The following is a 14678-nucleotide window of genomic DNA, read 5'->3' as shown; positions in this document are numbered from 1 at the left end:
TTGAGTTGAGTAGAGAAAGTTAAAAGCGACGCACATCGACACCACTCGCGGCGAATGGTGTCGATGTGCTGCCGAGTGATCAGTGAACATGATTGTGCTCACCGCCATGTTCGTGCTGCGTTTCGAAGCCCGTACGCTTCATCCACTGCTCCCAATTGAGTGCGATGGCATGCGTCGAAAACTCAGCGTGCATCCAGCGTGGTGATCGGATGAGGACGTCGTCGTGCCCTGCATGCGATTCCTGACGAACTTCACACCCGAGCCCTTGTGCGATGGCAATGAGCTGGTCACGTTCACTGGCGGTTTCAAAATGGAGGGTTTTCCAGTTGGGCATTCGATAGGCGATCGACTCTTCTCCGTTAGGACCATGTTGATGACCAGCGTGATCGTGGGCAGCATGATTATGTCCGTCATGTCCCTGGGCGTGATCATCACCATGACCATGGATCGTTTCAAAACCTGAAGATTTCAACCACCCTTCCCAATCGTGGACCAGCTTGTCCGATGCCAATTCCAGCGGCCTCCACTCGGGAAGACGATAGATCACATCCAGATGTCCGTTATGGTTTTCGGCTCGTGCTTCACATCCGAGATTTCTCACGGCTTGCAGGTGTTGCTGCGCGGTTGTTGGATTTTCAAATTCCATTGTCTTCCAATTCCCCAGCCGATAGGCAATCACGAAAGACTCCTCGGCCATCGCAGATGAAGCCGTGCTCATTACGAGCATAGCAGCGGTAGCGAGCATCGTTGTTTGAAAAGTTTTCATCGTTCGTCTCCTAAAGTCAGTTGTTTGCTGTGAATCGCCTGTCCTGTGGAGATCAAAGCATCTTGATAAACCGTCGTCGTGATGCGGTTGAAAGAGTTACATGATTTGCGGAGTTGTTTTGTAACGGCAAAGGACAGTTGCTAAGTCGTAATCGCGACGGGATGTTCGATTCCATGAGTTTCGTCGTGTTCTTCGGTCAGTGCGATTTCAGTCTGTGATTCTTTGACGACTCGCTGAGCCTCTTTGAGTCCAAAGAGCCAAAAGAGTGCCGGATGGACAAAAAAGTCCAGCAAAGTCGAACTAATCAGGCCTCCCAGGATGACTGTGGCGACTGGGTAAAGGATTTCTTTTCCTGGCTCACCAGACGCGAGGACTAGTGGAACGAGTCCGATGCCCGAGGTGAGTGCGGTCATCAACACCGGTGCGAGCCTCTCCAGCCCGGCGCGAACAATCATTTTCTTGCTCCAGTCTTCACCTTCGTACTTCACCAGATGCAGATAATGATTGAGCAACAAAATGCCATTGCGGGAGGCAATTCCGGCCAGAGAGATAAATCCGACCATGGCTGCGACTGTCAGCGTTTGTCCGGTGATCACGAGGGCTGCCACCGATCCGATAAACGCCATCGGCAATGCGGCCATCACCTGTAAGGAGAGATTGACCGACCGGAACATGGTGAATAGCACCATAAAGACGCCAATCATTGAAACTGCGAATAGCGCTCCGATGATGCGTGACGCCGACTGTTGTGATTCAAACTGTCCACTGTATTCGACGAAATAGCCAGTTGGGAGAGATTCCACGACTGGTTGCACCTGACGCTGGATGTCCTGCACAACATCGACGACACCTCGCTCGGAAACGTTACATTGCAAGATAATCCGACGACGAACGTTCTCTCGATTGACGGTGTTGGGTCCGCCCGATTCGTAGATATTGGCAACAGCTTCGAGCGGAACTTTCCCACCGCCTTTAAGATCAATGGTGAGCCGCTTCAGTTCCTGAAGGTTCTCGCGATAGTTCTCGTCCAAACGAATCAACAGGTCGAAGGTGCGTTGTCCCATCAGCACTTCCGAGACGACCTGCCCATTCATGGCGGTCTCGATGAACTCATTGACCTCGACCGGAGTGAGGCCGTAGAGGAGCAACTTGTCGCGGTCGAGTTCGATGCGCAGTTGCGGGATGATGACCTGCGGTTCGACCAACAAGTCCGTCACTCCCGGCACCGATTGCATGGCCGCCTTCATTTCGTCGGCTTTGCGACGGAGAACATCGAGATCGTCGCCGTAAATCTTGATTCCGATCTGGGCTTTCACCCCCGAAAGCATGTGAGAGATCAGGTGGGCAATCGGCTGTTCCACGGCGGTCACGATGCCGGGGATGTCTGCCATCGCCTCACGAATTTCTTCAAGTTGTTCTTCACGTGAACGTTCCGACTCCGGATCGAGGTCGACAATGTATTCACTCATGTTGACGCCCTCCGCATGCTCATCGAGTTCCGCGCGTCCTGTCCGACGAACAAACTGTTCGATATCTTCGATTTCGAGCAGACGCTGTTCGACCCGACGATTGATTGCGTTGGATGTTTCCAACGACGTGCCCGGTGGCAACACAACATTCAACTGAATCACGCCTTCGTTAAACGGCGGAAGAAAGTCTTTTTCGAGGTTGGTCACAAACAGTCCTGCCAATGCCACAGCGGTCAACGTGACGGTCAGATTCAACCGTGGGAATTGCAAACTGAAGCGGATCACCTTGTCACCGACCCACTTGAGTCCTCTGAGGAAGAAGCCGTCTTTCTCTTCCTCAGTCGATTTTTGATGTGCCAGAAGCCAATACGACAACACCGGTGTGACAGTCAGCGAGACGACCAGCGATGAGAGAATCGAGACGATGTAAGCGATTCCCAGCGGGGTGAAGAGACGTCCTTCCATCCCGGTGAGCGCAAACAGGGGAACGAAAACGAGAATCACGATCATGGTTCCAAACACGATCGAATTACGAACCTCAACACTCGCCCGGAAGACCACCAGCAACGGGTGCAGCGGTTTATCTTTAAGTCGGTTCTCTCTGAGTCGTCGGAAGATGTTCTCCACATCCACAATCGCATCATCGACCAACTCACCGATGGCGACTGCTAATCCTCCCAGCGTCATTGTATTGATGGAGAGTCCAAGGAAGTGGAAAACAATCGCGGTACTGACCAGAGAGAGGGGGATTGCCGTCAGCGTGATAAACGTCGTGCGAAAGTTCATCAAAAACAGGAATAGTATGATGACGACCAGGATGCCACCATCGCGCAATGCTTCGATGACATTCTCAATCGCCCGATCAATGAACGACTTTTGGGAATAGAACTGACGAATTCTAAGATCGTCCGGCAACGAAGGGCGGAGTTCCTCAATGGCCGCCATCACGCTTTCGGTCACTTCACGCGTATCAGCGTTGGGTTGCTTATTGATCGTCAAAATGACTGACTGACCGCCGGAAAACTCGCCATCTTCTTCACGCAAGAAGGCAGAACTATCGCCGCGTTTGACCTGCGGACCTTCAATGACTTGGGCGATTTGAGAAAGGGCAATCGGCTTGCCGTCGCGAATTGTGACGACGACTTTCTGAAGATCTTCAATCGACTGAACTCGCCCTAATGCACGGACCAGCAATTCGTTCGGGCCTTGTTCATCGAGGTATCCCCCCGTCGCATTCTCGTTACTATTTTGAACGGCGTCCTTGACTTCATGAAGCGCGACTCCGTACCGCAGCATGGCATCTGGATCGACAAGCACCTGGAACTGCTTGCGCCCTCCGCCCATCGTAAACACCTGCGAAACGCCAGGAATCGTCAGTAGCCGTTGACGCACCACCCAGTCCGCAATCGTACGCATCTCCAATGCATCGGTTTGTTCGTCTTCACTCCACATCCCCAACATCAGGATTTGTCCCATGATGGATGAAATCGGAGCGAGGGTTGGTTTCACTCCCTCGGGCATTCGTTCCTGGACGAGCTGGATGCGTTCGTTGACAATTTGACGATCATTATAGATGTCGGTTCCCCAATCGAACTCGACATAAATCACCGAAATTCCAACGCCCGAGGAACTGCGAACAGCCTGCACGCCGTTGGCACCATTCAATGCCGTTTCCAGCGGGAACGTCACCAGAGTTTCGACTTCTTCCGGTGCCATCCCAGGCACTTCGGTCATCACCACAACACGGGGACGGTTCAAGTTGGGGAACACATCAATGGGCGCCTGCAACGCCTGCCACGTTCCGTATCCAACCAGGAATAGAGCCGCCGCGATGACGAGCATCCGCTGCCGCAGTGCGAATCGAATAATTGCATTTAACATTCTTCATCTCTCCTCATGTCAGCACGATCGTTGCCGGTGCGAATTAGTGATTATGCCCGGCATGAGGATCGACTCCGCCGCCTGCTTTGTTCTTAAGAGCCATTTGAAGTTGATGGGCACCGCGTCGGGCGACGACATCACCTGGAAAGATTGAGCCATCGTTGGCAATGACCGCCGAATATTGGTCTCGGTACGTCAGATGAACCGGAACTCGGTCAAAGTGATCTCCGTTCTGTTGAAATATGAAATATTCCGCACCTTCCCGGGCAACCGCATCGACTGGCAGGACAATTTTGTCTGGCATTTCCTCAATCGGGACACGCAACTGCAAGCGCTGGCCGGGGAGGTATTTCCACTCGAGGTAGCGATTCCCCGAGACACGGTTGTCCTTGGCGACCTCATTCGGCAACCGCACATAGAAATGCAGCGTTCGTGAGTCGGTATCGACCTGATTGGCGAGGTAGGCAATCTCCAAATCTTCGACGACCTCTGTTTCTGAACCGGGGCGCTGGAAAATTGCATCGACCTTCCAGTTTTGATCCGACGTCTGTCGCAAGCTGGCAATGTCTTGTTCAAACGCAAGTCCCTCGATGAAAAGTTCGTCATAGTCCGTTAAGACACATAGCGTCTCGCCAGAGGTGACTGACTGGCCTTTATGGACGTCAAGATCCTGTAGAATCAGTGGCCCGAAATGTCGATCTCCAGAGGGATTTTGAGTTTTCTCCTCCTGAAACAGCGACACAGGCTGCACCAGATTTCTTGTCAGTTTCAGTTCAACATCGTCATGCCCTTCGAGCGAAGGAGCAAAGATTTGCAGTTCCCTCAACAAACGTCGCTCTTCGGCTATCTGGTTCACCTGTTCTTCAGAAAGCCCGTGGAGCTTCAGGGCTTCGCGCTGAGCACTGAGCAGTGCCGAAAGTTTGTCCTTGGCATACTGGCGATCCAGCAGAACCTTGCCAGCGACCGCACCACTACTGGTCACATCGGCGAGTCGCTTGATCTCTCGTTCTTCGACATCCAGTTCTCCTAGTGTCTTCAGGAACTCTGTCTGGGCTTGCACCAGGTCTTCGTGTGTCAAACGAATCTGAAACAGGAGTGTTCCCGGTTTGACAGCCTCGCCTTCCAACGCATGGACTTTCGTGACAACGCCCGTCATCGGAGTTGCAACCTGGATACGCGTTCGACCTGGCTGTTCGACGATGACAGCTGGAACGGTGATCGACTTTCGGAAGGTCTCCAGTTTCACCGGTTGAATTTGTTCGGGTCCGAGTCCCACATTGCGAAGCGCCTGAGCAGAGAGTTCTAATGATGTGGCTTCGTCATGTCCTTCGTGCGAACCGTGATCATGCCCTGCGTGCGGATCTTCTTCGCTGTGAGAGTCTCCGTCGCCATGAGAGGTGCCTCCCCCACGGAATGTACTAATTGTCTGATTCACCCAGTCTTGGGTGACCGGCAACCAGCGATTCACAGTGAGTACCAGGGCGCCGATCGTCATGATGACGACCGTCGTCCAAATCCATTTGACAGGGAGTTGCGGAATGCGCGATTTCATCGTCAGAACCCTTGATTCAACTACTTAAAGCGAACAGAAATCAACCCTCGTCCCAACGCGCAAAGATGCACGTCCGGCGTAGGAAGTAGAAGAAGCGTCCAAGATTAGAAATTGGGAGAGCGCGATGAGCTGCAGTCAACGAATGACACGAGCAACCATTCTTCAAACACTCATTTCGAGCGCAAGGATGGTACGAGCAAATCTCTGAATTTCGGACGCACTGCTGTTAGAGCAACCAAACCTGCTTCAAAGCATGCAGGGGTCTGGGCGTCGCGGCGAGGGGCACTGACTGCTCGAATCGTTCCCAATTGAGAGGGGAAACGAGAGCATCGGTCGTTGGCAAACTTGCATCGAAGGCAAGAAGTGTTGAAAAGGAAAACGATGTCAGACATTCACCTGATCGTAGAGTGGAAACAAACTGGCAATCCGCTTCGTCACACGGTCCGTCTTCGCCCTCATGATTACCGTCGCAAGGCTGCGGAGTCGCAGGGACTGTGCCGCCAGCACTGGTAACGTCCTCATGATCACTGTGCGAATGGCAATGACCTGAGGAATGGTCGTCACCGCGGGCATGATTGTGAACTGACGATGTCACTTTTTCTGAGGCAGAATGAGAGTGTCCATGGTGCGCACAACACCCCAACAGTGCATGAAACATGACTGTTGCGGAGGTCAATAAGATGACTGTGCTGCGGAACATGCAAATCTCAAACTTTCAATGAACTGTCCATCAAGTCGGACAAACCAATTCATTTATATTTTTATCGGTCTCTCAAGAACAAAGCTAGAGGAATTTCAGAAATCAGCAAAAGCAACTGTGATGCCATTCGTGTCTAAAAATTATCGACTCATGTGAAAAGACTAGAATGAACAGGCAATCCGTACATTTTTGGTTTGCGAAGTCGAAGCTCCCTCCGACATACGTCGTCATTGTGATGGGAATTGTAATCATAACGATCACTCTGGTGACGAAACCCTATCGTGATCTCTCACATTACAAGACTCATTGACCACTCAACGCTTGTCCACGCAGACCATCGTCTCCATCATAGGTAACGGTGTTGGAAAGCCCACCAGTCAGCAGAAGACCCTCGATTCTGGCGTTCGCTGTCGCGAGATTTCCCAGGCTCCTCACGTAATTGAGGTTTGCGTCGAAGTAAGCCCGGCGTGCTGTCAGCACTCGCAGGAAGTCAAACTCCCCCGCCAGTTGTGCTTCCTGAACAAGGTCCAGCGTTTCCTGGGCTTTGGGCAGAATTGCTGATTGGTACCGTTGTACGTTCGCCTGAGCAACTTGATAGTCTCGCAATGCGATGGCTAAATTCTGTCGAATCTGCATCTTGAGCCGCTGGACGTTCTGAGTAGCTTCACAGTATTCGCCGTGAGCTGCTGAGATGTTCCCAGTGTTCTTGTTGTTGTAAGGAATCGGCAAACTCAACTGGATATTGGCAAATGCGTCACCGGTTCCGTCATCTCGTCCGACTCCAAATTGACCATTGATGTTGGGGATTGCCTGGACATTCTGTCGCTGCATGTTCGCCTGGGCGCGGTGAACACGAGCCTGTGCCGCGGAAATCAACGGACTCTGCGAGACAATCTGTTGGTATAATGCATCGGCCTCTCGCTCCAAATCAGACGGTTGAAGTTTTCCTGATAGTGTCGGAGTTTCCATACCAGGAACCCCTGCGATGGCAGCCAACTGCTTCCAGGCCGATTCAAAGTCGTACTCCGCCTGCTGAATAATCAGCTCAACTTCATTCTGCTGAATTTCCGATTGAAGGACATCTGGTCGAGTTCCCACCTGAGCATCCACGCGCTGTTGGGAAACTTCCACTCCTTTCTCTGCAATGTCTCGGAAGTCACGGGCCAGTTCCAAACGCTTTTGGGCAGCGAGGGCTTCATAAAATTGAATGCGGATGTCGGTGCGGACACGCTGCCGTTGTGCTTCGGTCTGCCATCGAATCGACTCAACATCATGGCCAATCACCTGTTCGTTCCAGGCGAGTTTGTCGCCACGGACAAAGGTTTGTGAGACAAATGCACCATGCAGCCCGCCTGCTCCATCGTTCCCAATCTCTTCCCCGAAGTAGCCGATCGAAGGATTCGGCTTTCGCCCCACTTGATAATGGATTCCAGACGCTTTCGCTGCCACAGCGTTTGCTTGCTGGATCGAGGGATTGTTTTGAAGCGCCAACTCTTCCAACGCTTGCAGAGTCAATCCTTTCTGCTCTGGAATCGAACTCGCGGGTGGTGCGGGAGGAAGTTTGGCAGGTTCCACTGAAGAGTTGGATTTTTGGTTCAGCTCAGACTGATGATTGACAACTTCAATCTCAATCTGCTCAGCCGAACTTGGTGTGGCGTCAACAGAATTGATGGACGGACTGGCCAATTCGAGAGTTGGTCGTTCCGTAGTTGGCTTATCTGCAGCAGCCACAACCTGGGAGGTCGTCTCAGCTGGCATGATTATTTGAGCGACCTGAGTTCGCGCCGAAGCACATCCCAGTCCCACAAAGGGAACAAGTCCGATAGAAAGAATACGACGACGATACGGTGACTTGGTCATGACCGGTCTCCTGTAAAGGGATTGTATTGGGAAGAAAGTCTCGATTTAGTAATGATGAAATCATGCGAACGTCATTCTAAACCTGAAGCCTGACTCCCAATGGACCTCTCACCAGCCTGTGCAAGCAACGACACTCGTTGTTTCGAGTCATTCTTATCTGTGGTGCAACTCCATCGATGACATTACGGGAGTGCGCATCACAATCGGTACTGTGCAGCGGAATATGTTCACGAGAATAAACGTGAACGTCTGCGATATCATCGCAAAAAGGGCAGTGAGGGGCTTCAGGGGTCTCGCCATCCCGTGTCCCACTTTTGACACCCGTTTGAGAGTGAACATGGTGACAACAGTGGAAGCTGCATGGGACCGTAAATGAGTCTGTCGCACCAATCAAACTTGTCGTTTTAAGTGGAATACACGAACAACACGGTACCACTGCCTGATACGCCAGCAGGGCGATGAGAAGAACAGGCAAGAACTGACGAATCGACACGATCTGCATCCATGCAAAACGAAAACTGAGGTTGAGAAGTTGGCCCCCAGACGTCTGGGAGTTGGTGGAACATTCCTCATCATCACTCTTCGGACATGTTCAATCAGCAACTTGCTCAGAAAACCTTGCTTCCGGAGAACTGATGCAATCGCTAAACTTTATTTGGGTCGTCACAACTCTTCCTCTCAGTTTGCAAGAGGCAGGATCCGAGTTGAGTGTGAAATTCGATATGACTGGAAGATGGGAGGAGTCTGATTCAAAAATTCTCTCTTGTTTGGTACTTTTATCGCTGGTACACTGAATTAACACTTCGTCCTGGTCCGATGAATGATGTTGCATATCGGCCCCCCTTAAAGATTACAAATGTTTCAGTTTTCACTCATCACAGTTCTCGTTTTTCGAGTCTTGCTTTGCCCAATCTTTTGTGCGGCGGGTTGTGATGTGGTTTGCGCAGAAGTCGAAAAGAGCAGTTGCAATTGCTCTCAGAACAATTCCTCGCAGGCTTGTGAAAACGTTTCTGATCCGGAACCCTCCGAATCTCCAGGCAATTGCCCAGTTCCTTGTGATTCAAGTTGTATCTGTAAGGGCACGCACGAGTCTCAGCATCGAGACGTAGTGGTCTTTTATGAACAGTTGACGGAACTTCTTCCTGCCGTATTGCACGATGTGGATGTCGAGAAACCGTTTTCCATCCATTACCGATGGCGCGAGGGTCGACCAGATCTCCTTAATGGTCAGTCGGTGCGCCTCGTCTTCAGCTCTCTGACAGTGTAACTCTCTGCTGGCAGTCCGTCCTATTAATTGGTCATCACTGCGGATTTTTCACGTTCCGAGTCGACCATTGGCTTTTTGACGGACTCGATCATCGTTGAGACGCGTTTCTCGTTGCGTCGACAACTGTATCTTCCCGTTCATAAGTCGACCGTTCTGCTGTCGCTGGTTTTGTCGCAATAACGACCGAAAAACTGGGAAACGATCTTTCTTTGAACCTTATCCAGCAGGAGATTTATAATGTCCAATTCTATGATGGATGTGACGACCAAGCACGCCACATCTTCTCCACCAAAAAAAGTCGATAACAAACCGGTTGAATCGGCTCCTCAGGGGCGATCTCGGAGAGTCTTCGGACGTACCGCCAGACTCGTGGTTTCCAGCTTAGGACCGACGCTAGTTCTGATTGGCTTCGCAGCGGTGTTTTATTATGGACACCACAACGATTGGCGAATCCCCAAGTTCGCTGCATTGACGGGACCAGTAGAAACCTCAGTCGATGACTGGTGTGAAGAACATGCTGTCCCGGAGTCGATCTGCGTTGCGTGTGATCCGACCTTAAAGCCCAAAGGTCCCGACTATGGCTGGTGTGCCGAGCATGGCGTCCACAATTGTACACTTGATCACCCGGACGTATCCCAAATCAAGGAACCGCCCTCTCAGGAGGAGCTTGTTGCGGACTTGCAACGAGCAGCGCGAGCATTCGAGATCGCACCTCGCAAAGAAAACAACAGCAGCTGTGGCATCTACAAGACCCGGATTCAATTCGCATCGATCGAAGCAGTGCAACAGGCGGGAGTTGATGTCGAGTTGATCGAGCGACAGTCGATTGTTGAGTCGATCTTCGGCAACGGCGAAATTGTCTACGATCCAACGCGACTCGCCAGCCTGGCGTCTCGTGTTCCGGGGAGCGTTTGGAGCGTTTCCAAAAACATTGGTGATCCAGTTTCTGAAGGAGAAGTACTGGCGGTCATCGATGCTGTGGAAGTGGGTGACTTGAAGACAATGTTGTTGCGGTCACTCGCTGAAGAAAAACTCCAGCGGCAAAACGTTATCCGGTTGTCGCAAGCTGGGAAAAGTGGAGCGATTGCTGGTTCGAGAATCCTTGATGCCGAAGCTGCCCTTGCCAAAGCACACGCCGACGTCCTCAGTGCTGAACAATCACTGATCAACCTGGGATTGCCGGTCGATGTAGATCGGCTGCGCGAGCTATCGGAGAAGCAGGTACTTAACGAACTTCGCTTGCTCGGAATCCCTGAATCGTTACGCAACCAGATCAACTTAGAAACTGCCACGACGAATTTGTTGCCGATTCTCTCACCAATGAACGGGATTGTCGTTCAACGATCTGTGACCCCCGGTGAGGTCGTCAATCCATCTCGAATTCTATTTCAAGTCGCCGACACCCAGCAGATGTGGCTGCAACTGAGCGTGCCGCTAGAGAATATGGATCAACTCGAAGTGGGGCAGCAGATCCGATTTACTCCAGACGGGAGTCGTCGTGTTGTTGAGGGGAAACTGGACTGGGTCAGCACATCGGTTGACAAGGAAACACGGATGGTGGGAGTGCGCGCCATTCTCGCCAACACAGATGGAAAGCTGCGGAACGAAACCTTCGGCATGGGGGAAATCATCCTGCGCGAAGAATCCGATGCCATCGTGATTCCGACCGGATCATCGCACTGGGAAGGTTGCTGTCAGGTCGTCTTCGTGCGTGATAAAAACTATTTCGACAGCCCAGAAAGCTACAAAGTCTTCCATGTTCGTTCCGTCCGATTGGGAGCCATTAACGGTGATGTCACCGAAGTTCTCTCCGGTGTGTTGCCCGGCGAAGTCATTGCGACTGCGGGCAGCGATGTGTTGAAAGCACAGTTACTGAAAAACAATCTTGGTGCAGGCTGTGACTGCGTCGCTGAATAAGGAGAGCAAGGATGCTGAATTGGCTGATAGATTTTTCACTCAAGCACCGCGGGCTGGTGATTCTGGCGGCGTTGCTGTTTGCTGTCGTCGGCGTTTTCTCGCTCCAACAGCTCGATATTGACGCATTTCCGGACACGACTCCGGTTCAAATACAGATTAACACAGTCGCGCCATCACTGGCATCTGAAGAGATTGAGCGGCAGATTACTTTTCCTGTCGAGCAAGCCATTAGTGGTTTGCCGGGACTGCACGAACTCCGTTCAATCTCGAAGTTCGGACTGTCGCAGGTGGTCTTGATCTTTGACGATGGCATTGACATCTATTTTGCACGTCAACTGATCAACGAACGACTATCGACGGTCGAACTGCCCGATGGGATTCAGCGACCACAGATGGGACCGGTTTCTACGGGGCTCGGCGAGGTCTTCCATTACGTGGTGGTCTACGAAGGAGTCGATCTTTCTCAAGTCTCTCGTGAGGAACGGGTCAAGCGACTCACTGAACTCCGCACCATTCACGACTGGGTCATCAAACCGCAATTGCGTTCTGTTCGAGGCGTCGCGGAAGTCAACAGCTGGGGTGGTTACGAGAAGCAGTATCAGGTGCGGATCGACCCGGACCTGCTACTCAAATATGGACTGACGTTCGAGCAGGTCAGTGAAGCCATTGAATCCAACAACGAGAACGTCGGGGGCGGGACGGTCACCGACGGCAGCGAGATGCTGCTCGTTCACGGCGTCGGTCGAACCGTGAGCATCGAACAAATTGAAGAAATTATCGTAACGGCAAAAGATGGCGTGCCAGTGCATCTTCACGACGTCGCGACCATCGAGATCGGACACGAGATTCGTCGCGGAGCCGTTACGGCTAACGGTCAAGGAGAAGCAGTACTCGGCCTCGGCTTCATGCTGATGGGTGAGAATAGTGATGAAGTCACATGGGCACTCAAGGAGAAACTCGAACAGATCAAGGAAAGTCTCCCTGCCGGTGTCGCGATTCAAACAGTCTACGACCGCACTGAGTTGATCGACCATGTCATTCACACTGTACAAAAAAACTTATTCGAAGGTGGTTTGCTCGTCATTGCCATTCTTTTCATTTTCCTTGGCAATCTCCGAGCCGGATTGATCGTTGCTATGGCGATTCCGTTGTCCATGCTGTTCGCGTTCTCGGGAATGCTGAAATTTGGAATTGCCGCCAGTTTGCTCAGTTTGGGGGCAATTGACTTCGGACTGGTCGTCGACAGTTCGGTGGTGATGATCGAAAACTGTGTGCGGCATTTGGCTCACAATCGAGACGGCAAGAGTCGTCTTGAAATCATTCGTGAAGCAGCGATTGAAGTGCGTAAGCCCACGATGTTTGGCGAGTTGATCATCATGATTGTCTATCTGCCGATCCTCACGCTCGAAGGCATCGAGGGTAAGCTGTTTCGCCCTATGGCGCTGACGGTAATTATGGCTCTTGCCGGATCGATGGTGCTGTCATTGACTCTGATGCCTGTCCTGGCAAGCATCTTTCTTCCGAAGAACATCACAGAGAAAGAGCCGCTCCTGATCCGGGTGCTGAAACGGCTATATGCTCCCGTGCTGCGATTCACGATGCACCACAAGGCATTCATTATCGGTTCAGCTCTGTTGTTGCTGGTCAGTGTGTTCGGTCTCGTTGCGCCCAACCTTGGCAGCGAGTTCGTGCCCCGGCTTTCAGAAGGAGCCATCACACTCAACGTGGTTCGACTCGCCGGGACACCGTTGGAAGAATCGATGCGGTACAACACACGCATGGAGCAAGTTCTCCTGGAGAAGTTCCCCGACGAGGTCAATCAGGTTTGGAGTCGGATCGGTACGGCGGAAGTCGCGACCGACCCGATGGGCACAGAATTGACAGACCTGTTTATCACCCTGCATCCGCGTGAACAGTGGACGCGAGCGGAGACGCAAGAAGAACTGACCATTCTCGTTCAGCGAGAACTTCGTGACCTCCCCGGTCCTCGCCTGGCGTTGTCGCAGCCGATTGAAATGCGAATGAACGAAATGATTTCGGGTGTTCGATCAGATGTCGCAGCGATTCTGTATGGTGACGACCTCGAACTGATGAGCGAAAAGGCCGTCGAGATTGAGCGTGCCCTCAATTCAATCGATGGTGCTGAAGACGTCAAGATCGAACAGATTTCCGGTCAGCCGGTTCTTCAGATTCAAGTCAAACAGGATCAGATTGCCCGCTACGGAGTCTCCGCCCGTTCGGTCATGAATATTGTTCGCTCTCTTGGTAGCAACCATGTTAGCGAAGTATATGAAGGACAGCTGCGATTTCCTTTAGTCATTCGACTCCCAGAGGAAGCCCGAGCTAACCCGGAAGCTATCGGCAACATATTAGTAGCCACGCCGTCTGGGCAACGCATCCCGCTCTCGCGTCTAACTTCTATTGAGCGAGTGGAAGGTTTCAACACGATTAAACGCGACTGGTATCAGCGTCGCATCACGATTGAAGCCAACGTTCGTGGTCGCGACCTGGGCAGCTTTGTCGCTGAGGCTCAGCGAGTCATCGATGAGAAAGTTCAGCTGCCCGCGGGACGCTATCGCGTGGAATGGGGTGGTCAATTCGAGAATCTCGAACGTGCACAAACAAGGTTGCTTATAGTCGTGCCGATTGCCCTGATGATGATCATGGCATTGCTCTACATGACGTACCGCAACTGGATCGACTCATTGCGAGTTTTTACAGGTGTTCCGTTTGCCTGGATCGGCGGAGTGCTTGCACTTTGGATTCGTGACATGCCGTTTTCGATTTCAGCGGCGGTGGGCTTCATCGCACTGTCCGGTGTAGCCGTGCTCGACGACATGCTGTTGGTCTCAACCATTCGACAGCTGCGCAGGCGTGGTCGTTCGCTGGATGAAGCCGTTGAAGAGGCTGCGATGACCAGATTACGCCCGATCCTGATGACGACTTTGGTGGCCAGTCTCGGCTTCGTGCCGATGGCCTTCAGTACGGGGATGGGCGCGGAAGTGCAACGACCACTGGCAACGGTCGTGATCGGTGGTGTGTGTAGCGCCATGATCATGAGCCTACTCGTATTACGAGTGCTTTACGTGGTCTTCAATCTGCCCACAGAGAGCCACGATGAAGATGGAGGAGACGATGATGGTCATCGTCTTGAACCAGATGAACCGACCGAACCGGAGGACGGACTGCAGTTGGATTCTGCGTCAAATCCAGAGTCACAGCAATGGTCCGAACCAATGACGGTCACAAATTAGAAATTCGGCACA

At 52.1% G+C, this 14678-nt stretch carries 7 protein-coding genes; 2 read left to right on the top strand and 5 right to left on the bottom strand.

The window, feature by feature from the left end:
* Positions 1-79: 79 nt before the first annotated feature.
* The 5 genes from ACN0YR_RS16110 to ACN0YR_RS16090 form a co-directional block, all read right to left on the bottom strand.
* Entirely contained in the window at positions 80-766 is a 687-nt protein-coding gene (locus tag ACN0YR_RS16110) for a hypothetical protein (protein WP_417850255.1), read from the bottom strand.
* Positions 767-906: 140 nt separating this feature from the next.
* Complete coding sequence (locus ACN0YR_RS16105; protein ID WP_417850254.1) at positions 907-4116, bottom strand: efflux RND transporter permease subunit; 3210 nt, start codon at positions 4114-4116, stop codon at positions 907-909.
* Between the two features lie 43 nt (positions 4117-4159).
* Entirely contained in the window at positions 4160-5668 is a 1509-nt protein-coding gene (locus ACN0YR_RS16100; RefSeq protein WP_417850253.1) for an efflux RND transporter periplasmic adaptor subunit, read from the bottom strand.
* A gap of 384 nt (positions 5669-6052) precedes the next feature.
* Positions 6053-6241: a hypothetical protein gene (locus ACN0YR_RS16095; protein ID WP_417850252.1), complete on the bottom strand. Its 189-nt coding sequence runs from the start codon at positions 6239-6241 to the stop codon at positions 6053-6055.
* Between the two features lie 430 nt (positions 6242-6671).
* Complete coding sequence (locus ACN0YR_RS16090; RefSeq protein WP_417850251.1) at positions 6672-8228, bottom strand: TolC family protein; 1557 nt, start codon at positions 8226-8228, stop codon at positions 6672-6674.
* Positions 8229-9747: 1519 nt separating this feature from the next.
* Between ACN0YR_RS16090 and ACN0YR_RS16085 the strand changes: the two genes are divergently transcribed.
* Both ACN0YR_RS16085 and ACN0YR_RS16080 read left to right on the top strand, forming a co-directional pair.
* A complete protein-coding gene (locus tag ACN0YR_RS16085; protein WP_417850327.1) occupies positions 9748-11412 on the top strand; it encodes an efflux RND transporter periplasmic adaptor subunit in 1665 nt (554 codons plus the stop codon).
* A gap of 11 nt (positions 11413-11423) precedes the next feature.
* Positions 11424-14666 carry an efflux RND transporter permease subunit gene (locus tag ACN0YR_RS16080; protein ID WP_417850250.1) on the top strand — a complete coding sequence of 1081 codons (3243 nt, stop codon included), beginning with the start codon at positions 11424-11426 and terminating at the stop codon, positions 14664-14666.
* Positions 14667-14678 lie beyond the last annotated feature (12 nt).

Source organism: Thalassoglobus sp., assembly GCF_048270125.1.
Classification (GTDB): domain Bacteria; phylum Planctomycetota; class Planctomycetia; order Planctomycetales; family Planctomycetaceae; genus Thalassoglobus.
The sequence above is the reverse complement of the archived record's forward strand: the minus strand, read 5'-3'. Positions and strand labels throughout refer to the sequence as shown.